Source organism: Bradyrhizobium sp. IAR9 (assembly GCF_013408065.1).
Taxonomy (GTDB): domain Bacteria; phylum Pseudomonadota; class Alphaproteobacteria; order Rhizobiales; family Xanthobacteraceae; genus Bradyrhizobium.
The window spans coordinates 1-26873 of record NZ_JACBZW010000021.1; the positions used below are offsets into that span (position 1 = coordinate 1).

General features: G+C 58.8%; 24 protein-coding genes, 1 tRNA gene and 1 pseudogene. 9 read left to right on the forward strand and 17 right to left on the reverse strand.

Going from position 1 to position 26873, the window contains the following annotated elements; genetic code table 11:
- Window positions 1-260 precede the first annotated feature (260 nt).
- The 3 genes from GGD67_RS36345 to GGD67_RS36355 all read left to right on the forward strand — a co-directional run bounded on the left by GGD67_RS36345 (window position 261) and on the right by GGD67_RS36355 (window position 1580).
- Window positions 261-512: a hypothetical protein gene (locus GGD67_RS36345; protein ID WP_179739652.1), complete on the forward strand. Its 252-nt coding sequence runs from the start codon at window positions 261-263 to the stop codon at window positions 510-512.
- Between the two features lie 397 nt (window positions 513-909).
- A complete protein-coding gene (locus GGD67_RS36350; RefSeq protein ID WP_016839772.1) occupies window positions 910-1119 on the forward strand; it encodes a cold-shock protein in 210 nt (69 codons plus the stop codon).
- A 221-nt stretch (window positions 1120-1340) separates the two neighbouring features.
- Window positions 1341-1580 carry a hypothetical protein gene (locus GGD67_RS36355; protein WP_016839771.1) on the forward strand — a complete coding sequence of 80 codons (240 nt, stop codon included), beginning with the start codon at window positions 1341-1343 and terminating at the stop codon, window positions 1578-1580.
- 628 nt (window positions 1581-2208) lie between these two features.
- On the opposite strand, the gene GGD67_RS36360 is transcribed toward GGD67_RS36355, so the two are convergent.
- The gene (locus GGD67_RS36360) at window positions 2209-2454 is read right to left on the reverse strand and encodes a hypothetical protein (protein WP_179739655.1); all 246 of its coding nucleotides are present in this window, start codon (window positions 2452-2454) and stop codon (window positions 2209-2211) included.
- Window positions 2455-2897: 443 nt separating this feature from the next.
- Between GGD67_RS36360 and GGD67_RS36365 the strand changes: the two genes are divergently transcribed.
- Window positions 2898-3140, forward strand: a complete 243-nt coding sequence (locus tag GGD67_RS36365; protein WP_179739658.1) for a hypothetical protein — start codon at window positions 2898-2900, stop codon at window positions 3138-3140.
- A 587-nt stretch (window positions 3141-3727) separates the two neighbouring features.
- Window positions 3728-4570 (forward strand): enoyl-CoA hydratase-related protein, encoded by an 843-nt coding sequence (locus tag GGD67_RS36370; RefSeq protein WP_246784568.1) that lies wholly within the window; start codon window positions 3728-3730, stop codon window positions 4568-4570.
- A gap of 78 nt (window positions 4571-4648) precedes the next feature.
- Here the strand turns inward: GGD67_RS36370 and GGD67_RS36375 are convergent, their stop codons facing one another.
- The 11 genes and pseudogenes from GGD67_RS36375 to GGD67_RS36425 all read right to left on the reverse strand — a co-directional run bounded on the left by GGD67_RS36375 (window position 4649) and on the right by GGD67_RS36425 (window position 16127).
- Window positions 4649-5437, reverse strand: a complete 789-nt coding sequence (locus tag GGD67_RS36375) for an SDR family NAD(P)-dependent oxidoreductase (protein ID WP_179739661.1) — start codon at window positions 5435-5437, stop codon at window positions 4649-4651.
- Window positions 5438-5470: 33 nt separating this feature from the next.
- Window positions 5471-6271, reverse strand: a complete 801-nt coding sequence (locus GGD67_RS36380) for an SDR family NAD(P)-dependent oxidoreductase (RefSeq protein WP_179739664.1) — start codon at window positions 6269-6271, stop codon at window positions 5471-5473.
- On the reverse strand, window positions 6268-6828 hold the full coding sequence (locus GGD67_RS36385) for a VOC family protein (RefSeq protein WP_179739666.1): 561 nt from the start codon (window positions 6826-6828) through the stop codon (window positions 6268-6270). The genes GGD67_RS36380 and GGD67_RS36385 overlap by 4 nt, the downstream gene beginning before the upstream one ends.
- The gene (locus tag GGD67_RS36390; RefSeq protein ID WP_179739668.1) at window positions 6825-8519 is read right to left on the reverse strand and encodes a thiamine pyrophosphate-binding protein; all 1695 of its coding nucleotides are present in this window, start codon (window positions 8517-8519) and stop codon (window positions 6825-6827) included. Before GGD67_RS36390 ends, GGD67_RS36385 begins: the two co-directional genes overlap by 4 nt.
- Before the next feature lie 66 nt (window positions 8520-8585).
- Window positions 8586-9794 carry an ABC transporter substrate-binding protein gene (locus GGD67_RS36395; RefSeq protein ID WP_179739670.1) on the reverse strand — a complete coding sequence of 403 codons (1209 nt, stop codon included), beginning with the start codon at window positions 9792-9794 and terminating at the stop codon, window positions 8586-8588.
- A gap of 173 nt (window positions 9795-9967) precedes the next feature.
- A complete protein-coding gene (locus GGD67_RS36400; protein ID WP_179739672.1) occupies window positions 9968-10666 on the reverse strand; it encodes a GntR family transcriptional regulator in 699 nt (232 codons plus the stop codon).
- Window positions 10667-11274: 608 nt separating this feature from the next.
- The gene (locus tag GGD67_RS36405; protein ID WP_179739674.1) at window positions 11275-13047 is read right to left on the reverse strand and encodes a caspase family protein; all 1773 of its coding nucleotides are present in this window, start codon (window positions 13045-13047) and stop codon (window positions 11275-11277) included.
- A gap of 748 nt (window positions 13048-13795) precedes the next feature.
- Window positions 13796-14350, reverse strand: a complete 555-nt coding sequence (locus GGD67_RS39645; protein WP_246784615.1) for a hypothetical protein — start codon at window positions 14348-14350, stop codon at window positions 13796-13798.
- A gap of 466 nt (window positions 14351-14816) precedes the next feature.
- A pseudogene (locus GGD67_RS40220) lies at window positions 14817-15053 on the reverse strand (YdaU family protein); the annotation flags it as partial.
- 8 nt (window positions 15054-15061) lie between these two features.
- Window positions 15062-15253, reverse strand: coding sequence for an AlpA family transcriptional regulator (locus GGD67_RS36420; RefSeq protein WP_179739680.1), 192 nt, complete (start codon window positions 15251-15253; stop codon window positions 15062-15064).
- Window positions 15254-15413: 160 nt separating this feature from the next.
- Window positions 15414-16127 carry a hypothetical protein gene (locus tag GGD67_RS36425; protein ID WP_179739683.1) on the reverse strand — a complete coding sequence of 238 codons (714 nt, stop codon included), beginning with the start codon at window positions 16125-16127 and terminating at the stop codon, window positions 15414-15416.
- A gap of 366 nt (window positions 16128-16493) precedes the next feature.
- Between GGD67_RS36425 and GGD67_RS36435 the strand changes: the two genes are divergently transcribed.
- The 3 genes from GGD67_RS36435 to GGD67_RS36445 all read left to right on the forward strand — a co-directional run bounded on the left by GGD67_RS36435 (window position 16494) and on the right by GGD67_RS36445 (window position 19829).
- Entirely contained in the window at window positions 16494-16943 is a 450-nt protein-coding gene (locus GGD67_RS36435; RefSeq protein WP_179739686.1) for a DUF2924 domain-containing protein, read from the forward strand.
- Window positions 16940-18253: a recombinase family protein gene (locus GGD67_RS36440; protein WP_179739688.1), complete on the forward strand. Its 1314-nt coding sequence runs from the start codon at window positions 16940-16942 to the stop codon at window positions 18251-18253. The genes GGD67_RS36435 and GGD67_RS36440 overlap by 4 nt, the downstream gene beginning before the upstream one ends.
- Before the next feature lie 751 nt (window positions 18254-19004).
- Window positions 19005-19829 (forward strand): hypothetical protein, encoded by an 825-nt coding sequence (locus tag GGD67_RS36445; RefSeq protein WP_179739690.1) that lies wholly within the window; start codon window positions 19005-19007, stop codon window positions 19827-19829.
- A 90-nt stretch (window positions 19830-19919) separates the two neighbouring features.
- Here the strand turns inward: GGD67_RS36445 and GGD67_RS36450 are convergent, their stop codons facing one another.
- Window positions 19920-21296 carry a hypothetical protein gene (locus tag GGD67_RS36450; protein WP_179739692.1) on the reverse strand — a complete coding sequence of 459 codons (1377 nt, stop codon included), beginning with the start codon at window positions 21294-21296 and terminating at the stop codon, window positions 19920-19922.
- Between the two features lie 674 nt (window positions 21297-21970).
- Window positions 21971-22060 (reverse strand) — tRNA-Ser (locus GGD67_RS36455).
- 194 nt (window positions 22061-22254) lie between these two features.
- On the opposite strand from GGD67_RS36455, the gene GGD67_RS36460 reads away from it, so the two are divergent.
- The gene (locus GGD67_RS36460) at window positions 22255-22596 is read left to right on the forward strand and encodes a hypothetical protein (protein ID WP_018322549.1); all 342 of its coding nucleotides are present in this window, start codon (window positions 22255-22257) and stop codon (window positions 22594-22596) included.
- Between the two features lie 190 nt (window positions 22597-22786).
- Here the strand turns inward: GGD67_RS36460 and GGD67_RS36465 are convergent, their stop codons facing one another.
- The 3 genes from GGD67_RS36465 to GGD67_RS36475 all read right to left on the reverse strand — a co-directional run bounded on the left by GGD67_RS36465 (window position 22787) and on the right by GGD67_RS36475 (window position 26799).
- Window positions 22787-24250: a trehalose-6-phosphate synthase gene (locus GGD67_RS36465; protein WP_026202766.1), complete on the reverse strand. Its 1464-nt coding sequence runs from the start codon at window positions 24248-24250 to the stop codon at window positions 22787-22789.
- 241 nt (window positions 24251-24491) lie between these two features.
- Window positions 24492-25310 carry a trehalose-phosphatase gene (gene otsB, locus GGD67_RS36470; protein WP_179739695.1) on the reverse strand — a complete coding sequence of 273 codons (819 nt, stop codon included), beginning with the start codon at window positions 25308-25310 and terminating at the stop codon, window positions 24492-24494.
- A gap of 4 nt (window positions 25311-25314) precedes the next feature.
- Window positions 25315-26799, reverse strand: coding sequence for an MFS transporter (locus GGD67_RS36475; protein ID WP_179739696.1), 1485 nt, complete (start codon window positions 26797-26799; stop codon window positions 25315-25317).
- Between the last annotated feature and the right edge of the window lie 74 nt (window positions 26800-26873).

The following is a 26873-nucleotide window of genomic DNA, read 5'->3' on the forward strand; positions in this document are numbered from 1 at the left end:
TGATTGCATAGGCTGCTCCTCCGAATCGTGGGAGCCTCAAACGGCGCCCCATCCTTGGCACTCTCGTGCCCGTGGAGGAGCCGTCCACAGCATCAAAAGCGGACTTATAGGCGCTCCCAATCGAACCAGCGGATTGAAGGACCTCCGATCATCTTGGATAATCGCTCCACTGCCCGAAGACCTGCGAGTCCATTCAAGGCCGTCTAGCTCGATTTGTCTGTGAACATTACCCTGCGGTCGGCAGACGCCGGGAGGCTTAGGTGAGCAAGGCACGCGAGTTCATCGACTTCTGGGTTGAAAACAGTGTTCACCCCGCGGAGCAGTTCCGGGCTCCTGGAGCCTCTCAGGACGAGGCCGAGCTTACCAGCCGTCTTGTCGCGTCAGCAAAGGAGCAGGACATCTCGGAAACCGACTTGCAGGCCGAGATCGGGGAAGTTCGCAGCTACGTGAGAGACAAGCTCTCGGAGGCCAACCAGGCCGAGAGCGCTCGACTCGGCCGGCGTGTAAATTAGCGTCTGGCGCTTCTGACAGGAACGACTCGGCGCTCCGTTGATTGAGATATCGGTCTGTGGCGCGATACCTGGACCCCTCTAGGTTTTTCGTCATCCACCCGGAACGGCCCATCGTCCGACGCGCGTTAGGCGATGGGCCGGTTCTCGTAATGCCACCTCGTCGGCATCGTCACAACGCATTCGTGCAGCGCCGCGTGATGCACCGCTGGCTTTCTTCTTGAAGTCTCTCAACTGCTAGTGTATTGTCTCATATATCGATACTGGCCGAACAACTGTTCCGCTTTCGCCTCAGATCCTGACGGCGCGCACGTTTCAGACATTCTCCAACATCGACTAACCGGACGACTGGCCGCAACTCCGTGCGCCAGGTCCTGCGCGCATACGAAAGGAAGACCTGATGAACACAGGTACAGTGAAGTGGTTTAACACCCAAAAGGGCTTCGGCTTTATCCAGCCATCAAATGGCAGCAACGATGTTTTTGTTCACATCAGCGCGGTCGAACGTGCCGGTATGGGTACTCTGAGCGAAGGTCAGACGCTGTCTTATGACGTCGTCGCAGACCGTCGCACGGGCAAGTCCGCTGCCGAAAATCTTCGTGCTGCTTAGTTAAGAGCACGACAGACCTGTCGCTCTAGCCACGGATGTACTGGTAGAGCTTGTGGTCCTGCCCCGCTCCCGAGTTATCGGGGCGGGGTTTTTCATTCAAGCAGGTAAAAAGATCGAAAGCGGGCGCCACTGCGGCTTCCTTGCCTATGCCCGGTGACTACGTCAGCGTGTTCACCAGCCGCATCGGGAACGTGATTCCTCAGTGCCACGCAGGAGACTCAATGAGCATAGTTAAACGTCATCTAGCCGAGCAAGAAGAACGCCTGGTCCTGATCGAGGAAATTTGTATCGATACAGGAGCGCTTGTCTTGGACACTGCCACAGACGAAGTCTACTTCTCCGCGGACGAAGCGGCTTACAAGAACGCCTACGTCACGGTGTTCCAAGCTTGGGCAAAGGGCACGATTAAGGGCACCGCGGAACAGATATTCGAGGCTACAAAATCCATTCTTGAAGACTAGCAAGACCGCCGATAGAGCCGCAAACATCGAGGAAAAAATGTCATACGCCTATAAGCTAAATGAAGAGGTTCGGCACCACGCTCAAGGTCCCCAAGGACGCGCCGCAACTGAACTGCCAAGGATCTACACGATCGTACAGTGCATGCCGATCGAGTCCGATGGACGAGTAAGGTATCGCATCAAGTGCAGGTCCGAGAACATTGAGCGCGTGGTTACGGAAGATCAGCTTTCGTATCTTCACTGATCTCCGCGAGGATGACGCCTTGGTTGAGGGAGCTGGATGAGTACAAGTGAGTCCAGACCTTCAGCCACGCCAAAAGCACCGGACGCGCACCTGAAGGGTCATCGAGTCACTTCGCGTAACCCTGTGATCGGAGCCAAGCGATCCGACGCTCTCCGTTCATCCACTCGTCAATATCGGCTTTGCTCGCGAAGCCCGTAATCTCTCGCGCTTCTGCGCCCGGGTACTCGGCGATGATAGCCCAGTCGCCCTCGGATTTACGGACTGGTTTGAAGCTCACTTTTATTTTTGCCATGCCGAATTATGTAGGAAGGCGGTCGGAAAGGGAACCCCATCGTGCCATGTTGGGCCTAGAGGAAATAGCAGACGTTGCCCCCCGAGGATGCCTTACTCTGGAGCGATCCTGTAAACATCGCCAGGTTTGAGGTTGAGTTCCTCGAACATCCTCTGCTGCTTTTCAGTGAGGACCGCTGGTACAACTTCCGCAATCCAGCCTTCGGGAACGGCAGCAAGGACTAGCGTCAATGCCTGATTAGGCTTGGCTAAGGCGAGCCACATCTGCTTCGTTGGCTGCGGAGCGTCGTCCGAGGTCACCTCAACGATAGTGAATGAAGTGCCGAACGATTCTGCCATCAATGGCTAATCCGCGGAATTGCTAAGAGTTGCAATTACTAGCTGGGTCGCGGAAGGCGGACGGGGCCAGCAATCAATCTATAGGTGGGCACCCAAGCGGTGTTCCACGATTCCATGGTCGCGCCGCATACCGAGCACTCGAAGCTGGCGATCTGCCGACCCGGGGCCATCGCCTCGGTTCGGCTATAGACCGCTCCACAGTGGCAGGTTCGGCAGTGGGAATCGGGCATGCCCGTTTATGCGCTCAAAAGGCGAAACAGGCCACTGCGAAAATAGAACTAGGCCGCTGAGGATGGAAGCAGGATGGCCCGTGAAGCCGGGGCATACAGGCCCACAACTGGAACGTCCGATAGCTAAGCCTGGCACCGCTGTGCGGGCGCCGCCTTGCCCCCAGGTCTGCATATAATTACTCTCCACGCGAAGCTCAATTCGATACTGGTCACATGCCAACGACGACACGCGAGTACATTGATTTTTGGGTCGAGAACAGCGTTCACCCTGCGGAGCAATATGGGACGCCGGGCGCTTCACAAAGCGTGGACGAATTGGTTGGCCGCCTCGTTGAGGGGGCCAAGAACCAACACATCCCACGAGAGGCCCTTGAGAAAGAGGTCGGTGATCTAAAGCAGTACATCGAGGGAAAACTCGCGACTGCCAATCGGATTGAGCAGGATCGCCGCAAGTGACTTCGACTTGCGCAGATCCGACGAAGACGCGTCTACTTTGTTCCGATCAGGAAAGGCACTGCGAGAACGGCCATGGCAATGCGAGAGGAAATAAAGCGAGTGATACATGCTGCGACACCCGGTATGTCGCAGCAGCTCTACTCAACACTGCTGGTGTTAGGCGAGCTCCTTAGCAAGGCACTCGACCGAATCGATGAACTCGAGAAGAAGGCCAGCGGCCAAACGGCAGACAAGCGCTGATCGGCCGCCCCATCTCATTGCTCAAGCTTTTTCCGGTTACCTAGAACGACGTCAGGTTAGCCACAGGCGAGGTCCGCAATGGGTCGAAATGCGAAGAACTCAGGTTGAGCAAATCTGGTCCGCTCTACCGCGATGGGCGGACCTCCGACAGACACGGCGCAACTTCGCAGACGAGCCAATTTCGGACTTAGCAGCGACAGCATTTTGAATTCGCACGATTGCCCGCGTCATTCCTGATCCGATTTCCTGCATCGTGATCGACGCCCTCTTGCGGGTCCTCCGTCTTTGCCCATCTCCGTATCCGGAAGGCGATCGCGTTGCAGGCCCAAAAACCCGGAGACACGTCGATGACATCACAGGCCGACGAGACCGCACAGTCCACGCGCATGGAGAATATTCCGTACGATCAGCGGGCCAAGATCACTATCGAGCGCAAAGGCCAGACCGTGTTGATTGGCATCAACCGGCCCTACATCGACAACCGGCTGGACCCGGACGCGACAGAGAGCCTGGCGCGAGCCTACTACAATTACGATCGCGATCCCTCCCTCCGTGCCGCTGTTCTGTTCGGCTATGGCGATCGCTTCTCCAGAGGTATCGATGTCGATGCCTACAAGGCCTTCGCTCAGTCCGGAAAAAAGATGATGGATGGACCCGGCTTTATCGACCCTCTCAGGCGCACCAGGCCGGCGCTCACGAAGCCCTTGGTTGTCGCGGTGCATGGCGACACCTGGAACATGGCGCACGAGCTTTTTCTTGTCGCTGACATACGCGTGGCGTCGGAAGACACGGAGTTCGGTCAGGACGAGAACACGCACGGCCGTTTTCCCGGCGGCGGTGCAACGGTACGTTTCCCCAGAGAGGCCGGATGGGGCAATGCGATGCGCTTCATTCTAACCGGCGATCATTGGGGAGCGAAGGAAGCTCTCCGGATGGGAATGGTTCAGGAAGTGACCCCGGACCGGGATGCGGCTCTCGCGAAGGCTGTCGAGATCGCCAGCAAGATCGCCGCATGCGGCCCTCTCGGCATCAAGACGTCGCTGGCCTCCTCGCATATGGCGCTCGATGACTCCGAAACGGCGCTGGGCAAGCTCGACGACCAATATCGTGCGCTGTACGCGACCCGGGATTTCCGGGAAGGCCGCGATGCCGAGGCAGAAAAGCGTCCGCCCGTTTACGAGGGACGTTAGCGGCAAGCTCTCGACGATGGCTTATTTGCTCAGGACGTCCGGATTCTTAGGCGCTGCAAAGGCACGATTGCGCGGCCCTCAGGCCTGCGTTCCGCCGTCGACCGGAATGATCGCGCCGGTCATGTATGTGGAAGCTCGCGACGCCAACAGCAGCGCGAGCCCCTTGATCTCATCCAGTTCGGCAAGCCGCCCTAAGGGCACGGTATCTGCAAACGCCGCGGCACCTTCGGGCGTATGCATCCGGCCATTGCCGATATTCGTCCGAAAAGGACCTGGCGCGATGGCATTGACACGCACATTGTGTGGACCAAGCTCGAGAGCCGCGACGCGCACCACCTGTGCAATGCCGGCCTTTGCCGCGTGGTAGCCGTAACTCGGTAGCGCCGACGCGCGCAGCGCCGCGACGGAAGACGTCACGACGATCGATCCCTGCCGCCGTGGCTTCATATGTTTTGCCGCCACGCGAATTGTCCGAAAAGCGCCATCAAGATTGACCCGAAGGCAGGCGTCCCAAAGCTCCATGGACGCCGCCTTGAGCTCGCCTTCGGGCTTACCGTATCCGGGGCCACCGCTCACGCCTGCGTTCGCAAACACACAATCGAGCCGGCCAAGTCTTTCGACGTAAGCATCCACGACAGCTTCGACTTTGCCGGCCTTTGCTATGTCGACGCTGAACGTCTCAACGGCTCCACCGGCTTCGTCAATGGCAGCCGCCGCCTGCTTCAATTTGCCCTCGTCGATGTCAAGCATTGCGACCCGCCCTCCATTGGCTGCGATCACTTGCGCAATCGCGAGTCCAAGGCCAGACGCAGCGCCTGTAACGACGGCGACATGTCCGGACAGGTCAAACAAGTCAGCGGCTTTCATCGTGTCTCTCGTGGTTTAACGTTCGAGATCAATTTAGTCAGCGCGACCAAGCAAGGCGCCGCCATCGATGACGATATGGGTCCCCGTGATGTAGCTAGACGCTGGTGAAGCCAGGAAAAGCGCCAGCCCCTGTATCTCCTCGGGTCGACCGACGCGGTGAATAGGGCTGCCGGCTTCGAAGCGCTTCTTGAGGTCGGGCGTCGTGAGCTGGGTCAGAAACGGACCCGGCAAGATTGCGTTGACGAGAATGTTGTAGCGGGCGAGCTCAAGTGCGGACTGCTTGGCGAGGTGCGACACACCCGCCTTCGAGATCTGATAGGGCATACCGACGATAGCACCTGGCCTGATGCTCGCAATCGACGAGGTCAGGATGATGCGTCCGCCGTTCTGTCGCTTCATATGCGGAACAGCGGCTCGAATGGTCGAAAAGATCGAGGTCAAATTCGTATCGATGACCTTGTCCCACAGCCAGTCCGGGACGGCCTCGATCGCACCCTCCGGATCCCGTTCGCCAGCCATCGACAGAAAACCCGGTCCAGCGTCGATGCCCGCATTGGCGAACACGACATCGAGGCGGCCGTTTCGTTCGACGGCTTTGTTGACAGCGGCCCTGACTGCATCGCGATCCGTAACATCGACGGCAACGCCGGCTACATCGCCGCGCGCCTTGAGCTCGGACACGGCCTGATCGAGGCTAGACTCGTCTTTGTCCAGCAGGACGACGCGTGCATCATTGTCGAGCATTGCTTCGGCGAAGGCCCGACCCAGGCCTTTGGCACCGCCGGTAATAACGACAGAAAGGCCAGTGACGTCGAACAGATCCTGGGTTTTCACGTCGTGGCCCTTTGTTTGAGTGACCAGCGCCGGATGGGATCCTTGCCGCCCCAGTTCTGCGCCGCTGCAAAGTAGCTGTGATAGATGCCTTCGAGCGCCTCCGTCGTCTCGATCACCTCAAGCATGCCCGGCAAGTCGCGGCGGGTATCGACATAGACGATCCGCACGCCGCGCGGCGAGAGGTCGGAGAACACGACTGGGTAGCCGGCAGCCTCGTAGCGGGCGACGTCCGCATCGAAGTCCTTGGAACAGACGGCCCAGTGATGGAAACCGTGACCTTTGACCTTGATCGTCTCTTGATAGACCGACGGCTTGGTGTCGTGCTGCTCAATGAGCTCGATCATCATGTGGCCGGTAAAGGCGACGGCGAGAGTCAGGCTCATGTCGGTCGGCTGGCCTCGATACATTCCCTTGGCAGGCACGAAAGGACCGCTCACAAACCAAGGCCCGATATTCAGCGCCTTCACGTAATGCATCATCGCCTGATCGATGTTTTCGACCGTATAGGCTGCCTGCACCAGTCCGCCGACCGGCTGTCCGAATGAGAGTGGTTTCATCGTGCAAAAAACTCCCTACTAGCCGTCGTGCGCTCTTTGGCGACGACGAAGTCGAGAATTGCGGGCTTACCGCTTTCGTTGGCGACGAACGCCCGTTGTAGGGCGGCCTCGACCTGGTGGGGATCGGTGACACGCTCGCCGTAGCAGCCGGAGGCGACTGCAAGACTCGCGTAATCGAGATCAAGTGCGAATTCGGTCCCAATGAACCGCTCATTGAACGCATGCACTTGGATGTCGCGGATCGAGCCCAAGGCGTGATCGTTGAATATGCACCACGTGACACCGAGCTTGAGTTCGGCGGCAACGGGAAGGATATTCATCACCATCTGGAAGGATCCATCACCGACGAAGCAGACGGCAGGCCGGTCAGGATAGACGAGGCGTGCGACGGGAAAAGCCGATGCCGCGAAGCCCATTCCATAGAAGCTCGAGGGCACGATCGTCGCGCGTGGCTCAAAGATCTTAAAGTACGGGAATGCGCCACCCATACCCTGCGCGATCACGCCGACGTCGATGGCGACGGTCGCATTGCGTGGGAACACGCGCTGGATGCGGTCGAAGATCCGAATCGGATGAATTGGCGTGGCATTAGAGCTCGCCATGCTTTCGCGCTCCGTTTCGAGCGCAGCGCGCCGGTTCGATAACTCGGCGAGCCACTCCTTGGAGGCCGTGCGCTGACCAGTACCCTTTGTTCTTAACTCCGTGAGAAGATCCTGGAGAACCAGGCGCGCATCTCCCGTGATGCCGATGGTCGCAACGACCGAGCGGCCGAGTTCGTTCGGATCGATATCGATCTGGATATAGGTGGCTGCCGGCGCCGGAATATATTCCGGCTTCCAGTTGGTTTCCTGCTGTTCAAAGCGAGCGCCGATACCGATAACGACGTCGGCGTGTGGCAGAAGATACTTTGTGACATCCTGCCGATGATGACCGATGCCGCCAGCCGTGAGTTCATGATCGTCAGGAAAAATGCCACGCCCTGCGAGCGTCGTGACGACGGGACTACCCAGCGTCTCCGCGAGTTGACGCACTTCAGACGTCGCGTTTGCGGCTACGGCGCCGCCACCGGCGACAATTAGCGGCCTTCTTGCCGCGAGAAGAGCCGCCGCCGCGGTCTTGATGCGGTCGCTATCACCCCGAACCGCAGCTGGCTTGCCGACCGGGAGATAGTCGCCGACGTCAAACTGCATTCCAAGGATATCCTGAGGGATATCGATGAGCACAGGACCCGGCTTGCCCGAGCGGGCAATGGTAAACGCTTGACGCAGGCATTCGACAATGAGGTCCGGTCGGTCGACCCGGGCGCCCCATTTCGTGATAGCGGCAAAAATCTTGACTTGGTCGATTTCTTGGCTTGCGCCACGATGCGCGTTGCGAGTGGCACCACGCCCCGCGATGATGACCATCGGCAACGCACCGACATATGCTTCCGCTACGCTCGTGACCAAATTGGTGGCGCCGGGCCCTGCCGTCACACAGCACACGCCGGGCTCACCGGTAAGCTGCGCATAGCCGGCAGCCATGCTTGCAGCATGCTGCTCGTGCCGCACGAGAATGTGGGAGATCTGCTGTTGTCCGTAGAGAGCGTCGTAAATTCCGATTGTATGGCCGCCAGGCATACCAAAGATGAACTTCACGCCTTCCGCCTTGAGAACGTCAACGACGGCTTGGCCGCCACTCTTCATCACCATTGACCCGATCCAGTTTTTATCATTGACGACCGCAGCCCCGCTTCGCGCGACAATTTGCTACGTCGCTTACGGTTTGGCCGAGCCGGCCTTCACCAACGGACATCCGCCATCTTGGAGCGGACGGAACGCTTCATCTCCAGGTACTGTAGCCACCATGTTGTAGAGGTCCCACTTTCCTTTGGACTCCTCGGGCTTCTTGACTTGGAGAAGATAGAGATTGCGCAACACACGGCCGTCGATACGCACCTTCCCGTCTTTGGTTGTGAAGTCATTGACCGGTAGCTCGCGCATCTTTGCGGCGACGGCGTCCGCGTCGCGCGATCCGGCGGCATTGACTGCTTTGAGATAATGGAACACCGCGCTGTACGACATCGCAGGATCCCAATCCGGCGGATGACCTATCTTTTCTTCGAAGCGCTTCGACCAGGCACGCGTCTGGTCATTCAAGTCCCAATAGAAGGGATTGGCCAGAAGCAAGCCTTGGGCGGCCTTGAGCGAGATGCTTTGGACATGCTCCAGAAAGAGCACGTAAGCCGCGAAAGTCGCACCGTTTGAGGTGAGACCGAATTCGACGGCCTGTTTGATGGAGTTGACCGTATCGTCCGAAGAATTTGCAAGGCCGATCACGTTCGGATTGGTCGGCTGCGCCTGCAAGAGGAAGGAGGAGAAGTCGGAAGTGTTCAGCGGCGCGTAGACGGCGCCGAGGACCTTGCCCCCGTTGGCCTCGATTACGGCGCTGGTATCGCGCACAAGGGCGCGTCCGAATACATAATCGGCGCCGAGGAAGAACCAGCGGTTGCCACCCCGCTTGAGAACAGCGGCTCCCATTACGTTCGCCAGCGAATACGTGTCGACGGCCCATTGCGTCGTGTAATTATCGCATTTGGGACCAGTCACGTCGGAACTCAGGGCGCCAACAAATAGCGAAATCTTTTTCTTTTCCTTGGCAAGACTTTGGACCGCGAAAGCAACCGCCGAGTTCGGTACGTCGACGACCGCATCAACACCCTCAACGTCATACCAGCGGCGCACGATTGCCGAGCCGACGTCCGGCTTGTTCTGATGATCGGCAAAGATGAGTTCGGCCTTCTTGCCCAGCACCGGCCCCGCGTCGTCGATCGCCATGCGAACGGCTTCAACGGTCTCTCGACCGCCAGCCACGGCATAAACCGAAGACATGTCGTTCATGACGCCAATCTTGATGGGTGCATCGTCAGCGCGCGCCGAACTCGCCCACATCAACGCACCTGCGAGAACCACACCTAGACACCTCATCGCAAATCTCCTCCCAAGCGAGCGATCCTCGCGCTCTCAATTGTGATTTGTGATAACAAATCACAATTGAGTCAAGGATTCTTTGAGCGCGCCTCAGCACGCGCAACTAGGAGCAGCGCAGCACTCCCAGCTTCGTGTCTGAATTTGGATAGTTTGGGTGGAGGATTGGACGGCTAGTGGGCCGGCTGCTTGTCCCGGATTAAGGTCGCGATGATGCGATCGCCGCCCTTCATAAGATCTTCTGTTAGCGCCGCCCTTGCTGCCTTGGCATCGCCGGCACTAAGCGCAGCTATAATTCGCTGATGGCCGCGGGCGCCTTCCGAGGTCAAGTTGATCGGAATATGGTTGAAAACAGGCCCGATCTGGAGCCACAGCGACTCGATCAGGGAAAGTAATAAGGGGCTCTTGGCCGCTTCATACACCGTAAAATGGAACTCCTGGTTCAGCGCCCAAAATTGACGCTGCTTATTTCCACTCAAGGATTTAATCTTCTCATGGATGCGCTTGAGGGAAGCAATGACGTCAGGGCTAACGTGCTGACATGCCAGGGCCGCCGCCTCGCCCTCCAGAAGAATCCGAACTCTGCGAATTTCCAAGAACTCATCGATCGTCGTTTCAGGTACGATGACGCGATGGTTGGAGAGCATTTTCAGTGCACGTTCGACGACTAGGCGCCCAATGGCGTCTCGAACCGGCATCGGGCTAACATGTAGGCTTTGCGCCAGAGCTCGGAGCTTCATTTCCGAGCCGGGCGCGAAGCCTCCAGACATGATCATAGTCCGGAGTTCGCGGTACACGCGATCGTTGAGAGTTTCTCGTTCGACCGCACGAATCGAGCTCTCGAGCCCGACCTTGTCTACCCCTTTAACCATTCGCTGAGTCGCCTCGTCCCCGACAATTCCGTCACCTTATCAAGAGACGTGCGCTTGGCAATCTGACGCCTTCCCCGGATGCATCCTAGCCGCTCACCGATGATCCGCGCTCCACTCCGCCCAGGCGATAGACGCGTATCGCCGTATCCTTGAAGAGCAACGCTTTTTCCGTGACCGGGGCGCCTCCAGCTCCGCTTCAGGAGCCGAACTCCAAACAGGCTACTCATCGCGCCCGAGCCAATGGTTCCTTCCGCTGTGTGCATCCGGCCGTTACCGATGTTGGTCTTGAATGGTCCCGGCGGATCGCATTTACCCAACGCCCGTTCGACGGCATTGCGCAGGTCGTGCGCATGGCGGCGCTCGAACTTGGACCGCATAATGTGCGAGTAAAACGGTCCATGCCTGCCCCCACATGATCGGGAAACCTTAGCAAGCGTCGAGCCCTCGCAATGTATCAAAAAATATAATCCCACCTGCAGATTGAAGAACTTCTGCAGGTCTGCTTCGGGTCAAAAGTCGACGGATCGGCAGGCGTCGCGGCAGGTCGGCTAAGGGCCACAAGCAGACATTGGCCGAGCCCGCCTCGCGAGTTCTGACGGGAACGTGAGTCAATTGCACACTTCTCTGGTGCGGCCGGCCATCGGGGAGGTCTGATCACTGACGGGAGCGGCCTCTACTCTGCAACCTTTGCCGACAGGACGGCACCCAGCGGAATTGCAGAATAGCTGGCCAGAGGCTTGCGGTTTGTTCGATGGAGCGGTCTCGACCTGTCGCCGCTCCGTATCCCGCTTGCGCGGCTCTTCCCTAGTAGCGACAGGCTTCTTGTCCTGTGCCTTCTCGCATTCGTTGTCATCGTTGACCCGATAGCCTGCGCGACAAGCGATCTTCACGCAGGCATCTCCATCGGCCCTGAACCCATGATCACACACCAAGGGGCAAACGCGGACTGACTTGGCCTTGATCGCATCCAACGCATCGGAGCTTGCGAGCGTCGTGTTGAGCTTCGTCCCGGCGTACTTGTTGAAGAGTGTCAAGGAACGCTGTGACCTGGCACCCCAATCTGCCTCTTCCGCATTTGCAAGACAGCCCACCCGACGCAATTCTGACTGGACCGCTTTCGCGAGTTCTTGCGAGGGTTGCGCCGGTTCAGGCGAAGCCGCAGGCGATGGGAGAGCCGCGACCTTCTGATCGGCTGCTTTCTTCTCTGCTATTTGCCGATCGGCCAGAGCCTTTGCAACAGCGGCTTCGATCTCTTTGCGCCGTTGCTCGGCTGCGGAGGCTTTCGCCTCCTCGACCTGTTTGGCCTTCTCAGCGGCGATCTTTGCATCCTCAGCGGCCTTGGCCGTGGCGGCCGCCTTGTCCTGTTCGGCCTTCTTGGCACGTTCACTAGCGAGCCGGGCCTTGTGTTCTTCAGCCTGCTGCGCCTTATCGGCGGCCACAGCGCGAGCTTCCTCAGCAGCGATCTTGTTGAGTTGGCCCTTCGCCAAGTCGGCATAGAAACCATCGGCATATCGGCTGAGGAAAGCCGTCCAGCCGTCGCGGGTGCCGAGTTGCAGGGCAAGCTCGTAATTTCTACGAACCGCGTCCTCCGGACTTGCTTGTGGGCCCGTTGGCTGTGCCGCAACGAGGGCTACATCATCACCGCCGAGCGAGCCGTAGACATACGGTTCCTGCTTATAGCCGGTGTTCTTCAAAACGTCGTCTCGGACGAAGCCGAATGCTTTGCGTAGGTCGAGGCCGGGTGTTGGTAGTCGTTCGACAAGTGCTGCGGCGAACGGACTGTTCTTGGCGTCGCCGTCCGACGCCGTAGACCCTGCTTTTGCGGCGAACGCGATCATCGTGTTGGGGCTTGTCGGCTCGATCTTGGCGAGACCGCGCCCGACGGCACGGGCAGCCACAGTTCGCTTCATGGACTTGGCAAAGGGATTGTCGCGGCAGGCGTCCAGAATGATGAGCCGAAGCTGCTTCGCAGGCTCGACGGCGAACAGGGCTCGATCAAGCGCCACGGTCTCGTCGAGAACGTCGCTGTCGGTCTCCAGAGCCGCATCAGTCGGAATGAGGTAGTTGGCTCCGTCCAGCTCGATGCCGTGACCGGCGTAGTAGATGACCGCAACGTCCGCATCTCGCACGCGCCCGCCGAAGTCGCGCAATGCCTTGCGCATCTCTGAAGCGTTCAGATCGGTCCTGATGTCGATCCAGTCGAACCCGGCCTTCTTGAACATGCCACCAACCAGGGCTGCATCGTTCGCCGGGTTGGAGAGCTTTGGTACGCTCTTATAGGCGGAATTGCCGATCACCAACGCCATACGACGCTCGGCGTAGGCTGAGCCGCACATCAGCCAGATCGAAACAAACAAAAAAAGCCAACGAAAAGCGCCCATTACAGTCCCCGATAACATGTGCGCAGACTAGGCATAGCCTGCCGAAAGGCAAGGAGGGGTTATGTGACAATTGTCACATTCTGGATGCTTACAGGCTTTGCGGCGATGGTCCTTGGCACATGTCCGCTATGGGTCCTGGCTGTGTAAAAACGCGAGAATGCGAAAGACGGATAGAATAGCGTTCTTCAGTTCGCCGTCTAACTCGAAGTCGCTTGCGAACATGAGCGCTAGATCGGCCTTGGACGAACAACTTCTTCTATCGCTCTCATCTATCTCGGCGTTTTCACACAGCCAAGGTCACAAGCTGCCCATGCCACGGCGCCCACCACAGGTCCGCTATTGAGACAGAACCGGCCAGATGCGCTGCCTCCACGCGTGCGGCCATGCTTGGTTGGCCCTGCCGCTGCCCTCCTCGGGTGTTTCCCCCTAGACTTCGCTGCATCCAGCTGCCGATCGCTTCATCGCGGTCGGCCCTTTTTTGTTTCACGGGTCCCTCTGGCTTCCCGAGCGACCGCGGGTAATTCGCACCGCTCGCTCGCGCTAGCCGAAGCACTTCAAAAGTTAGGTTGACAAAGTTGACATGGTTGACAGAGGGGTTGACAGCCAAATCGACAAGACGCGGGCATCAACTCCCGCGCTACGTCGCCAGTCGGACCATCTAAATTCCAAGGTTAACACGGTTAACGCGGTTAACACCTCCGCGCTCACTCGATGCCGAACCCATACCTCTCGATGAATCCACTCCAGGTTACTCCTGGGACTTCTTGATCAAGCAACCCAAGCCGTACTTCTTGTAGTGCTCGGCTAGTTGCTCATTCGTCATGCATTTGAAGTCGGGCTTGTTCATGATCGCACCAGATAATTTGTCTTCCTGAGCGATCCCCCAGTTTGGTCCATACTTCGCTTTTAGCTCCGCCATGGTGGGGCGGCCCTTCCTATCTTCTGGAGGAGAAATAGATTTACCCAAGTTTTTGCGCCGCTCTCGATGGGCGAACTCTGCTGACACCGCAGTGCATTCCGACTTGATCTCGGCGAGGGTAGGAAACCATTTCAACTTCGTAGCCAGACCAAACACCGGATCGCAGACCTGAACCACAACCTCGAACGGATAGTGACAAAATATTCGGACCACGGCTGCCGCAAAGACCTCAGGATCATCAATCTCCGCTCGGCTGTACGAGCCGAGGAGTAACTTCGCGAACTTCGTCGCATCGGACTGACTTGTCTTGCTGTTCGGCTGCGGCGATCCGTGCATCGAGAACTTCCCGAATGGATTGCCGTTGGTTTGATCTTCGTCGGACATAGGCGGTCTCCGCGCTCGGCGTTGGTACGGTTGGCAATGGCTGCTGCAGGCGCGCGAATGCGGTCGCGAACACCTTCTCGTAGTAGGCTAATGGTTTTGGGCTGGACGACCTCGCGGTGATTTGCCGGGTCTCCTGGATGATCATGTTGGCTGCATAGGCGGACTTGGCCCAGAGACCCGCACGATCGAGCAAATTGTACCAACCAGGCGGCGCGCGTGACCGATCGGGAAAGCCGGCGGCGCTGAGAAAGGCTTGAGCAAGCCTCTCTGCTTCTGGGCTTTCGCTGCTAAGCTTTAGATCGGGGGGGTCCGATCCCTTCACCACATCACTATCATTGTGATTCTGATTGTGATGTGTGTTTGTCTCTTGCGGATGGAGAGGCCTCGGCTTTCGGTCGGCGTGCGATTTGCGTGCGTTTGCAGAAGCGATCGTCGACTTTTCAATGACTTTCGCCAATTCGAGGTCGAGCACATCGTGCCGCCAACCGTCGCAAAAAAGAGACTTCAGGACGGTCGACGATTTAGCCCACTGACGGTTCGTCATTCGCGTGACACGGCGGGCGATATCGTCACTCGCTGGCGGTTCGCCCTTAATCCAGTAATGCATAAGGAGGAGCAGGTACGCGCCATGCTCCACCGTGGTGAGGTGAGCGGTGCCGGCGAGATAATCGGCGATATAGAGAGGCATCCAATGCCGCTTCATGGCCTGGACTATCGCCCGACGGTGTTGCTGGCGATCCAGGCGATCAGCTCAGACTGCTGATATCGAACCGCGCGGCCCGCGCGCACAAACTTTGGGCCGGCGCCGCGCAGGCGCCAGGCCTGGAGGGTACGCACAGAGAGTGAGAGAAAATCGGCGGCTTGCTCCTCGGTGAGGAGAGCCAGGGACGAGCTGTTGGACATCGATAACCCCTTTCAAATCGAACGGGGTCAGAATGTCGTTCTCAGCGGCCCGTAATAGTCGCTGCGATTAAATTAGCGTATTCAATACGGGTGTATCGATTCCGAAAGGTCTCTGCCGCAATCCGGCGTAATTGGGCGGTTTCACGTGGAACGCGCTTGGCTAACTCGGTAGACCTAGCTCTTCACGGGCCCATTCTGGCAGCGCGGCAAGTGCTTTCGGGCTCCTTCGACCCTCGGCTCGCCAGGCAGGTGCCTTTGCATCTGTGACTGCCTTGCTCCAGCAGCGATTGATCGCACGCGGGCCTAAAAGCCACTTCTCGGCGACAGCCTCGTTCTCCAACTGCTTGCGGGTGAGACAGGGCTTTTCAGGAGAATCCTTTATGATGCGGATGAGCAAGCGAACAAATGCTCTTTCTCTTCCTTGGCTAGTCGTGGCCTTCTGAACTGCCTTGTCTACGCGCTCCGATTTCGCCCGTCGGGCGATAGATAGGCGTATGTCAAAGACTGTCGTGCCTGTCGGAATCTCGCGACCGGTCGATTTCTGCCAGTCGATGATCTTGATGTGTTGCCAACCACTAGGCGGGATAAATCGCTCCTCTGCTGCAACACTTCCAAAACGTCCGGTGGACGACAGCTCGCCAGCTAGAAGTGTCTTCCGAAGACCGTCCTCGGCCTGGAACTTCAGCTGCTTCCATTCGCGGTCTTTAATTTGGAATTCTCGATGGCGAAGATCAGGAAATCCGTGCAATCCAACACTGATTACGAATGGAGCTTTCCGGCCTCGGGCTATACGAGCGGCATGTACTTGCTCATAGAGGTCGCCTGAGACGGCCTCTTGGATGGCTTGAGCGATCGTCCATTTCTCGTTCGGCATGCCGACGCCTGATCTCCCGAATCACTTTGCGAATTTTCTTCTGCTTTTAAGAGAGTGCGAGGCAAATCGCCGGCTTCTGCACAATCTGTTCGAGACGACTAAGTACCATTGCGAGCGACGAAGCGCGACGCTTTGCACGTAGAACGGATTTTGCTGGACGGCTGTCTTGCGGTCAGCAGTTTGGGGGCATGTCTGAACCATCCCCACCGCACCGAATCTCCGAAATCGCCGAGCTTTTGGCGCTCGGCCTCAGCCGGATCCAGGCCCGAAAGGCAAGCGGATTAATCGATCACACGGGAGATGTTTCACTCGACATCTCGCCCGACCAGAGCGGACATGCCGCGCCTTTGGAATGGAGAATGGTGGATGGCTAGCGGCGGCGTTTTGGCGCAGATTTTGGCTCTTAAGAGTGCCCCGGTCGGCACGCTGAAGGCGCGCTGGCGCGAGCTGTTTGGGTCTGAGCCGCCTCCATACAACCGCCGTTTCCTCGAAAGCCGGTTGGCGTACCGGATCCAGGAGCTGGCGTACGGTGGACTCTCCGCTGACACCGTCCGGCGCCTGGAAGCCTTGGCGGCCGACCTGCCGAGCAAGGGCAGCAAGCGCGTTCGGCACAAAAATTCGGACCGCCCCGTCAGCGGCACCCGTCTCATTCGGGAGTGGAAGGGTGTCGAGCACCGGGTGACGGTCCGCGACGCCGACTTCGAGTACCAAGGCAGGCCATACAAATCGCTTTCTGCGGTCGCCAGAGCCATCACCGGCACGCGGTGGAATGGCCTGGTCTTCTTTGGCCTGAAGAGCCAGCGAGTTTCGGTATGAGCAAGCCGATCGTTCGCAAGCTGCGGTGTGCGGTCTACACCCGCAAGTCCAGCGAGGAAGGCCTGGACATGGCGTTCAATTCCCTGGAGGCCCAGCGAGAGGCATGCGAGGCTTATGTGGCAAGCCACAAGCAGGAAGGCTGGCTTCTCGTTCCGGACCATTATGACGACGGCGGGTTCTCCGGCGGTACCTTGGAGCGCCCTGCCCTCAAGCGTCTCCTGGCCGACATCGAGGCCGGCAAGGTCGACGTGGTAGTGGTCTACAAGATCGATCGGCTGTCGCGGTCCTTGATGGACTTTGCCAAGCTGGTGGAAGCGTTTGACCGACGCGCCGTCACCTTTGTCTCGGTCACGCAGGCCTTCAACACCACAACGTCCATGGGGCGGTTGACACTCAACATTCTGCTGTCCTTTGCCCAATTCGAGCGCGAGGTCACCGGTGAGCGCATCCGCGACAAGTTCGCGGCTTCTCGCAAGAAGGGCATGTGGATGGGCGGTTGGGCCCCGTTCGGCTACGAGGTCAAAGACCGCAAGTTGGTGATCAATGACAAGGATGCGGAGACCGTCAGGTGGATATTCCGCAGGTTCGTGACGCTGGGATCTGCCACCCTCCTCTCCCGAGAGCTAAAGCAGAAGGACGTTCGGAATCGCTACGGCCAGGCCATCGACAAGGGCGTGCTCTACAAGCTGCTCAATAACCGGACTTACATTGGAGACGCCGTGCACAAGGGCACCGCGTACCCGGGCGAGCATGACGCGATCATCGACCGTAAGCTTTGGGACCAGGTGCACTCCATCCTGCAGGAGAGCCCCCGCAAGCGAGCCGCAAAGCACCGGGCGCAGACCCCTGCCCTACTGAAGGGGCTGATTTTCGATTCCGCTGGCGTTGCGATGTCTCCCACTCATACTCGCCGTCGAGGCAAGCTTTATCGGTACTATGTCAGCCAGCAGACACTCAAAGGTGCGGCTGCAGCCAGCGTCGCCTTTCGTGTCCCCGCAGGCGAGATCGAGGAGATCGTCGTCGACCAAGTCCGGCGCGTACTCGCTTCGCCCGAATTGATTGTCGCGACATGGAAGCAAATGCGCACCCACATGCCCGGGGCGACCGAGCTATGGGTCCGCGACGCCCTCGTCGATTTTGACCAGGTGTGGGGCGAGTTATTCCCTGCCGAACAATCCCGCATCCTTCAGCTTATTGCAGCTAAGGTGGTCGTCGACACTGCAAAGGTCGATGTGCACCTTCGGGTGGACGGCTTCGCCTCGCTGATCGCGGATCTGAAGGGCAACGGGCGTATCGCGGAGGCCGCGTGACAACCAAATCCAAACCGAATGCGCGGCTCAGCCGCGATGGGCGCGAGCTAGTCGTTAGCATCCCGGTCGATTTCCGGCAGAGCGGCGGCAGGAAGCAGATTGTAGTGCCAGCCGGCGTAGAGGCTTGGACCCCTCCTCGATCACGACCAAGCAACAGCCTGATCGCAGCTCTAGCGAAAGCGCACTGCTGGCGCCGACTTATCGAGACCGGATGCTATGCCTCCGCAGCAGAACTTTCCAAACGCGAATTGGTCAACGAGTCCTACGTCTGCCGAGTGCTCCGTCTTACCTTGCTAGCTCCCGATCTAGTCCAGACCATCTTGGATGGTCGGCAAAGCAAAACCCTCGAGCTGAAATCGTTGCTGAAACCATTCCCCGCGGACTGGGCCGCGCAACGAACTCACTTCCGTTCGTGAGGTGCGGACAGCAAAACGGCTCGCAGGGGTTCTAGTGACGGCGAAATTTCAGCGGCTTGTGCCATCCGCTTTCGACATGAGGAATCCCGATCGGAGCGACTCAATTGCCGGCTGGGTTGGCATATTCACCATGATCGCGATGGGATACTCAGCAAGGTTCTGAAACGGTGGCCAGACAATGTCGGGCATCTAATGGCCGGAGAGCAGGTTTCAGCGATCTCAGCACAGTCATGCTAACGTCGCAGATCGGGCGGACTTCCATCGGTTGCAAGGCCGTGTAGTATCGCCTCATGATCAGCCCCGTCCCAGCCACCGTAGAAGATACAGCAGACCGGATGGTCATTCAGCTTGATCCTGGCGGTCCTATAGACCTTGAGGGTCTCGGCGCGAGCTTTGCTGCACTTGCACGATTCTATGCCAGGCATCACGGGCAGACCGCCGATCCTGACACAACTCCGCGCCTTTTCATCTCCAAGCTGGAAAATGGAAGTGTAATCGCGGAAATCGTCCCCTACGTCGTGATGCTCGGGCAGGCCGTGCCCTTCATGCAGCAGGCGATGGTCATCGCAAATTTTACCGACCGTGTAGCCAAAGCCATACGAGCCTTTTCTGGAGCGGAAGTCCCGGCAAAAGCGGACGCCCCTTCGAAGGAGGATGCGCGGGATGTCAAAGAGTTCATCAAGCCGCTCGTCGGCCGGCGAGGATCCGATCTTAAAATTTCGCACGCTCGATTTGAGCGGCGCGACGGAGAAAAAGCGACCGTTATCGAGTATCGCTTCGATGAAGCAGAGCTCAACCGCGCGGCACTGACCATCGATGCTGAACTGGCAAGTCCAGCGCTCCCCGCTCCACCACCCGAAGAACCGCCCTCTACGAAGCCGATTCGCGAGGCCATGCTCTTCTTCCAGCAGGCAAGCCGATCTGCAGGCAAGAGCACGGGCCGCACGAGCGACAAGGCAATAATTCCGTCAGTCTCGGAGAAGGCTCTGCCCGTATACTTTGTCGAGGATGCGGGCTTGAAAGAGCAGATGGTGCAAGGCCAACCAAATCCACTCAAGGACACCACCTACATCATCGATGCAGACGTACAGTTGGTAGATGGAGTGCCCAAGGGGTACGTCATCACACGCGTCCATCGCGTCATTGACGGCGACGATTGAACGCCTGGGCCGCCTGCCCCCCCACCAAACCTAAGCCGGGACTAGAATCGGCACAATGATTGGCCAGCATCAGATAAGAACGCACCAAGTTCACTTTTCAGAGTCAGTCGGCACAAATTGTGTAACTGTATCACGGTGCTCCCGAAGATGGGGGGTCGCGAAGAACCTCCAATCCTGGTTTAGCTCCTCGTAGTGGTTTCTCTGTGCGTCAGTCCAATCATCACAAGTCATAAGGATGAAGTCTTCAGCGATTGAATCGGCGAATTTGGGTGCCTCGATGCCAATTCCGATCACCTTCACGAGGTGGCCGAACTTGTTCTTAGCTGCACCGCAAGCAATTTCTAGTATCGCTTGGCGCTTCTCGCGGTAATCTGCTTCGGCTCGATAACTCCCCGGTACGCGCAGCTGCAGCAGAACGTAACCTATGCCGGACTGATATGACGGTAGAAAGGTAACCTGGCGGGCGAACGGCCCCGCACTTTCAGGGAATTTCTGAACAGCAGAAAGCATTTTCTCTGCAAGTCCTCGACGCATGAAGCGCGGCTCCTTCACCATCTCGTAAATGGCGCTCTCGCCGCGGAATATATTCGAGTTTCCACCTAGCGTGCCATTGAGGCTATTCTCACATGTGCGCTGAATCAATCGGTCCCAGAAATAGGAGACTTCATTAGTTCTCTTTGTGTTTTTGTAGACGGCGGTTGCTATGAAGTCCCGCCACTCGCCCTCACCTATCGTGACGAAGTCAAAGCTCTCATCTTTGGGCCCGATCACGTGCCGCTTGACGCTTTCGTCATAATTCCAGAGGTAATGTGCAAGCAGATCCTCTTCGCCGCAATAGTTCAGACAAGGAAAACGTTTTGCTGCTCGGACCTTTTCATCGAGATAGGCGGAAAGATCGACGACCGTATCGAGCTCTCCAAGGACGATTGGAAGGTTGTGACTGTCTAGTATGTGGACTGGCTTACGACGATCTATTTCGATGTGAAAAGGTCGGGTTTGACCGTCACCTCTGTCCGTATAGCTGATGGCAAGGCTTCCGTAGATATTCGATTCAGAGGCGCGTTCGCAGGCTTCCTTCGCTCCATGCGCAACGATGATCTTGTGCACTATGAAATTTTCAAGATTGATCCTGAGTGGGAAGGGTTGGGTTTTACGAGGATCCAAAAATATCCGGCGTCCGCTGCGGATATAGCGCTCGGCGCCGTGAGCAGTCCTGACCTGGCGATCAATCACATTGCGCTTCCATCGGTCCCACACCACCTGCGGATCCGATGAAGAGCTTTCCGGCAACACGTTTTCCCGGTCGAAGAAGATGAAGACGTGCTTGTCAAACACGGCGAGCAAGTCGCAGAGCTCGTGGCCATCGTCTTTGTGGGGGTTGGGATAGCTCCATAGCTTGAGGAAAGATCGCTCGCAAAAATCTACGAGCAGTTTTTCTGTGTAGGTCGTGCCGGCTGATTTTTTCATCGCTAGCTGCCTAAGGAGAGCTGCGCCTGGCTACTTTTTCTCGAATCCATGCTGTCGAAGATGAACGCGCTCGACGTCGAACTCGGGAGCCTATGATTTTCTTTACGTGATAACCCTCCGTCGTATGCATTAGCGGTAACGGATTGGACTTCGAAATTTGATTCCGCTTTAAGAATTCCGCCAGAGCAGTCATTCGACCTCCTCGTCCACAGCCTTATTGGCCTAGCCCCTAGGCAAACGGATCGTCGCAATATGCTTCGGCGCTGCTTTAGCCGTCTTGGATTCTTATCTGCCGGTAGCTTGCCTAGCATCTGGAACCCGAGAGAGAGACACGGCTCGGGCTCGTCTCTCGGGTTCCTCCAAATGGAATCCCTGCCATTCGAAAACGAACGTTTTCTAAATTCTAAATGGACGACTGGATTTTTTGGCGGTTTTGGCAGCCAAGTACGAAGCGAATTCTTCTACTTTTCCGACGATTAAAACGCCTTGATTTCCAATGAGTTTGTCGTCCGTTACCTGCTCGGAAAGTACAGAGGTTTGGAGAAAGCAGGGCAATGGAGCAGGCCGTAGGTGCAAACCTAATTAGCTGAGTACGGTTCAGCCTCAAAAAGCTCGGGAAATCAGCCGCTAGTTGGTACTTAGACTGACACGGAGAGGACGTTCGAAAAAGGGACTGGCGGAGAGAGTGGGATTCGAACCCACGGTACGGTTTCCCGCACACACGCTTTCCAAGCGTGCGCCTTAAGCCACTCGGCCATCTCTCCGGAGCGCCCTCTCTTGAAGGGGCGCCGATGATTTTGCAAGAGACCGCGGGGAAATCGGGTGAATTTTCCGTAAGATCTTGTATTTACGGGATAATATCTGACACGGCAGATACCATGACCCGCCTGCCGGCTGAACCGGTGACGGGTTTGGCGCGACGATTCACGCAAGAACAGCAAACACGACCGGGGACGCCATGACCATCCGAAGCACCATCGCCGCCCTCAGCCTGATTTCGGCCCTTGGCTCCGCCTTCGCCGTGCCCGCCGCCGCGCAGGTCTGCACCCGGCAAGGCGTCGATGTCAGCTGCAATGACGGCCGGCGCGGGGTGCTGTCGGGCGATGCCATCATCTGGCCGGACGGCACGCGCTCGAGCGCCTCGCCGCATCCGAGCGTGATCATCGGCAACAAGAGCTCGGTGCATGTCGGGCCCGGCGTGTTCGTCGGCCAGGGCAAGGGCATGGTGCCAATGGACGATCCGAACGCACCGAACAAGCGGCAATGCGCGATCCTGGATGGGGTGTCGTATTGTTATTGATGTCCTCTTTCCTTCTCCCCTTGTTGCGGGTGAAGGTGGCGCGAAGCGCCGGATGAGGGGTGTGCATCAACGAAATATGCTTCGGAAGATTTACGCGAGAGAGAAGCCCCTCACCCGTCTCGCCGCATATGCGGCGAGCCACCCTCTCCCGCAAGGGAGAGGGGACGAGCATCGAGCAAGCTCGTGAGAGCTAAATCAGCCTCACGCCTGATATCGCCGACTTCAGCCAGCGCAATGCCTGCGGCGGCTGCGCGGCGAGCGGGGCGACCGCGGCCTTCTCGGTCCGGCACTTCTCGAGCTCGGCGACGAAATCGGCCGACCATTGCTGGATGGTGTGGCCGCGCAGCTTCTTCATCATCGCGTCCCAGCGCATCTTGCGCTCGGTGAGCGGCATCGCGGCAGCGATCGCGATCGCGCGGGCCATGCCGTCGATGTCATGCGGATTGACGACCAGCGCGGCGTCGAGCTCGTTGGCCGCGCCTGCGAATTTCGACAGCACCAGCACGCCGGGATCGGCCGGGTTTTGCGCGGCGACATATTCCTTGGCGACGAGGTTCATGCCGTCATGCAGCGGCGTCACCACGCCGATCTGCGCGGTCCGGTAGAGCCCTGCGAGCACCGCCTGGCTGAAGCCCTTGTTCAAATAGCGGATCGGCGTCCAGTCGACCTCGCCGTGGCGGCCGTTGACGTCGGTGACGAGGCGCGCGACGTCGTTTTGCAGATTGCCATAGGCCTCGATGCCGCCGCGCGAGGGGTTGGCGATCTGGAGCAGCGAGATGCTGCGCGAGAATTGCGGCTGTTCGGTCCAGAGCCGGTCGAACGCGCTGATGCGGTTGACGAGGCCCTTCGAATAGTCGAGCCGGTCGACGCCGATCGCGAGGCGCTCACCATTGAGGCTGCGCCGCAGCCGCGACACGTCGGGATGCGAGGCCGATTTCGCCGCGTATTGGGCGAACTTCTCCGCATCGATGCCGATCGGGAAGACCTCGCAGCGGGTGCGGCCATGCTGCGAAATCGCAACGCCGTCCTCGACGGCGAGGCCAAGCTCGCTCGCGACATAGCCGAGAAAATTCTGACAATCCTCCTCGGTCTGGAAGCCCAAGAGATCGTAGGCCAGCATTGCCGTGATCAGCTCGCGATGATTGGGCACGCCCTGCATCACCGCGGCGACCGGCCACGGCGTATGCAGGAAGAAGCCGATCGGATCGTCGAGGCCGAGATCACGCAGTTCGGCGCCGAGCGCGAGGAAATGATAGTCCTGCACCCAGAACGCAGTCTTGGCTTTTCGGAAGCGCATCAAGGCGCGCGCCATGAAGGCGTTGACCTCGCGATAGCTGACGTAATCGTCGCGCGAGACGCGGATCAAATCGCTGCGCGAATGCAGCGCGGGCCACAGCGCCGAATTGGCAAAGCCTTCGTAATAGCCGCCGTAATGCGCCGCCGGCAGATCCAACGTCGCAATCGCGCCCGATCCGAGCGCTTCGATCTCAGCGAACGGTTCCTTCTGATGGCCGTCACGCACACGGCCTGAAGAACCCACCCAGATCGCGCCCGAATGTTCCACAACCGGCAACAAGGCCGCCGCGAGGCCGCCCGTCATGGGCTCGTTAGGCTTGCCGCGGGCGACGCGATTCGAAACGACGACTAAGTTCACAGGTCGTCCCCTCCTGTTTCATTCCACCCCGTTTAACTGCCGTTCATCAATATGGTTCCTGATCATCGTTTCAACCAATTGAAACCAAAATCGGGCACGCGCGTTGGAACTGGTTTCGCTTCGGGAACCCTAGATTTCGTTGCGAAGACAGCTTGTGCGGGCATGTTGCGCAGCACGCGTTGCAGCGCGCGGCGGCGCCGTTCCCAGAGCATCATGTCCGCGACATGGCGCTGCCTTTGTTTCACCTCGGGTCGAGCAGGCGGGCGAGGAATGCACGCACATCGTTCGGCGCGTCGAAATGGCCATTCACGCCCATGGCACGGCGGCCGACCGAGAAGGCAAGCCCGTTCATGTCGGGCATGATCGCGAACACGGTTTCATCGGTGACGTCATCACCAATGAAGATCGGACGCCGTCCTTTGAACGGTTCCCGCTGCATCAATTCGCGCACGCCGGTCGCCTTGGTGAATCCGGAATGCTTGATCTCGCAAACGAACTTGCCGGGCAGCACTTCGATCGGCGCATTGGGCAGGTCGGCGCGGATCACCGAGACGGATTCGTAGATCGCTTTCTCCGCGTGCGGCGCGAGGCGGTAATGCAGCGCGAGTGAATAACCCTTGTCCTCGAGCAGAATGCCGGGCGAAAGCTTGGCGATCGCGGCCAGGCGCCGCTTCAGCTCCTTGTCCAGCGGCGGCGCGTGCACGTCATCGGCCTCATTGTCGATCGACAGCCGCATCTCCGCACCGTGGCCGGCGACGGCGCGGAACACATCGGGCGCGAAGATCAGGTCGATGTCGTTGAGCGAACGACCGCTGACCAGCGCCAGCGCGCCGGAGGTACGCTCGGTCAGCCGGTTCAGCGTGTCCGACAGGCCCGGCGGCACCCACACTTCGCGCGGCGTCGGCATCAGGTCGAGCAACGTGCCGTCGATATCGAGCAGGATTGCGGTCTCGTCGAGATGCGGCACCAGCGCATGCGGAACCGGTACCGCATCGGGTGCTTCGTCGTCAGGCATGGTGCGCTTCTGGTCCAACGCCATTTCTGCAAATTCTGATTTCATCAGTCTACTCCATAAAGGCGAGCGGCCGCGCGATTTGTTCGAGCGATTTGCGCTCCGCAGGGACGGCATAGCGCCAAGCCACGATCGCGGCTGCGATCATCAGGAATGACCCCAGCAGATAGCCGGCGAACACGCTGGTGCGTGATCCCGTGTCGATCAATACGCCGAACAGCGCCGGCCCGATCACGCCGCCGATGCCGGTGCCGACCGCGTAGAACACCGCGATCGCCAGCGCGCGAACTTCGAGCGGAAAGGTCTCGCTGACGGTGAGATAGGCCGCGCTCGCGGCCGGCGAGGCGAAGAAGAAGATCACCATCCAGGCGATGGTCTGCCCCTGCGCGGTAAGCACACCGATGGAGAACAGATAGCCGGAGATCGCCAGCAACAGGCCCGATACGCCATAGGTGAACATGATCATGACACGGCGGCCGAGCGTATCGAACAGCCGGCCGAGCAGCAGCGGCCCGAGGAAATTGCCGGCGGCGAACGGGAGCAGGTACCAGCCGACATGATCGGCGCTGATGCCGTAGAAATCGGTCAGCACCAGCGCGAAGGTGAAGAAGATGGCATTGTAGAAGAATGCCTGCGCGCTCATCAGCACGAGGCCGACCAGCGCGCGCTGGCGGTATGCCGAGAACAGCGTATGCACGACCTCGCGGATCGGCGTGTGATCGCGCATCTTCAGCCGGATTTTCATGAAGCGCCCGTCGCTCGTTTCCTGATCACGTCCGATCACCGAGCGTTCGATCTCGTCGACGATCGCATGGGCCTGATCGGGACGGCCATGGATCATCAGCCAGCGCGGACTCTCCGGAATCCACATCCGCATCAGGAGCACGACGAGGCCGACGGTCGCGCCGATGAGATAAGCCAGGCGCCAGCCGAGATCGGGGCTGATCACAGCAGGATCCAGCAGCACGATGGACGCCACTGCGCCCATAGCGGCCCCGATCCAGAAGCTGCCGTTGATGACGAGATCGGTCCAGCCGCGATAGCGCGCCGGCACCAACTCCTGGATGGTCGAGTTGATCGCGGTGTATTCGCCGCCGATGCCGGCGCCGGTGAGAAAGCGAAACAGAGCGTAGCTGGCGACATCCCATGACAGCGCGGTCGCGGCCGTCGCCGAGAGATAGAGCGCCAGCGTGATGAAGAACAGCTTCTTGCGGCCGATGCGGTCAGTCAGCCAGCCGAAGCCGAGAGCACCGAGCACGGCGCCGGCGAGATAGGCGGAATTGGCAATACCGAGATCGAGATTGGAGAATTGCAGCGACGGGCTCTGCTTCAGCGCACCGGAGAGCGCACCGGCCAGCGTCACCTCGAGCCCGTCGAGGATCCAGGTGATGCCGAGCGCCAGCACGACGCGGGTGTGAAACCCGCTCCAGGGCAGCGCGTCGAGCCGCGCGGGGATACTGGTCTCGACGATGCGATCGGCCGGGGCTGCCGCGACCACAGGAGCATAGTTCGGCGCTGGGCTTTGCTGCAATTCCATCAGGTTGTTGTCTGATCAATGGAAGCGCCCCCGGTTCACATGATGTGGACGGGGTCGATCCGATCATCGGGGTG

Bases quoted from the DNA above. Each gene is read 5' to 3' on its own strand.
- GGD67_RS36390 (WP_179739668.1), bottom strand. From the start codon at position 8,519: ATGGTGATGAAGAGTGGCGGCCAAGCCGTCGTTGACGTTCTCAAGGCG.
- GGD67_RS36425 (WP_179739683.1), bottom strand. From the start codon at position 16,127: ATGCCGAACGAGAAATGGACGATCGCTCAAGCCATCCAAGAGGCCGTC.
- otsB (WP_179739695.1), bottom strand. From the start codon at position 25,310: ATGAAATCAGAATTTGCAGAAATGGCGTTGGACCAGAAGCGCACCATG.
- GGD67_RS36460 (WP_018322549.1), top strand. From the start codon at position 22,255: ATGACCATCCGAAGCACCATCGCCGCCCTCAGCCTGATTTCGGCCCTT.
- GGD67_RS36360 (WP_179739655.1), bottom strand. From the start codon at position 2,454: ATGGCAGAATCGTTCGGCACTTCATTCACTATCGTTGAGGTGACCTCG.
- GGD67_RS36365 (WP_179739658.1), top strand. From the start codon at position 2,898: ATGCCAACGACGACACGCGAGTACATTGATTTTTGGGTCGAGAACAGC.
- GGD67_RS36350 (WP_016839772.1), top strand. From the start codon at position 910: ATGAACACAGGTACAGTGAAGTGGTTTAACACCCAAAAGGGCTTCGGC.
- GGD67_RS36440 (WP_179739688.1), top strand. From the start codon at position 16,940: ATGAGCAAGCCGATCGTTCGCAAGCTGCGGTGTGCGGTCTACACCCGC.
- GGD67_RS36435 (WP_179739686.1), top strand. From the start codon at position 16,494: ATGGCTAGCGGCGGCGTTTTGGCGCAGATTTTGGCTCTTAAGAGTGCC.
- GGD67_RS36475 (WP_179739696.1), bottom strand. From the start codon at position 26,799: ATGGAATTGCAGCAAAGCCCAGCGCCGAACTATGCTCCTGTGGTCGCG.
- GGD67_RS36400 (WP_179739672.1), bottom strand. From the start codon at position 10,666: ATGGTTAAAGGGGTAGACAAGGTCGGGCTCGAGAGCTCGATTCGTGCG.
- GGD67_RS36420 (WP_179739680.1), bottom strand. From the start codon at position 15,253: ATGTCCAACAGCTCGTCCCTGGCTCTCCTCACCGAGGAGCAAGCCGCC.
- GGD67_RS36385 (WP_179739666.1), bottom strand. From the start codon at position 6,828: ATGAAACCACTCTCATTCGGACAGCCGGTCGGCGGACTGGTGCAGGCA.
- GGD67_RS39645 (WP_246784615.1), bottom strand. From the start codon at position 14,350: ATGTCCGACGAAGATCAAACCAACGGCAATCCATTCGGGAAGTTCTCG.
- GGD67_RS36445 (WP_179739690.1), top strand. From the start codon at position 19,005: ATGGTCATTCAGCTTGATCCTGGCGGTCCTATAGACCTTGAGGGTCTC.
- GGD67_RS36375 (WP_179739661.1), bottom strand. From the start codon at position 5,437: ATGAAAGCCGCTGACTTGTTTGACCTGTCCGGACATGTCGCCGTCGTT.
- GGD67_RS36405 (WP_179739674.1), bottom strand. From the start codon at position 13,047: ATGGGCGCTTTTCGTTGGCTTTTTTTGTTTGTTTCGATCTGGCTGATG.
- GGD67_RS36355 (WP_016839771.1), top strand. From the start codon at position 1,341: ATGAGCATAGTTAAACGTCATCTAGCCGAGCAAGAAGAACGCCTGGTC.
- GGD67_RS36395 (WP_179739670.1), bottom strand. From the start codon at position 9,794: ATGAGGTGTCTAGGTGTGGTTCTCGCAGGTGCGTTGATGTGGGCGAGT.
- GGD67_RS36370 (WP_246784568.1), top strand. From the start codon at position 3,728: ATGACATCACAGGCCGACGAGACCGCACAGTCCACGCGCATGGAGAAT.
- GGD67_RS36450 (WP_179739692.1), bottom strand. From the start codon at position 21,296: ATGAAAAAATCAGCCGGCACGACCTACACAGAAAAACTGCTCGTAGAT.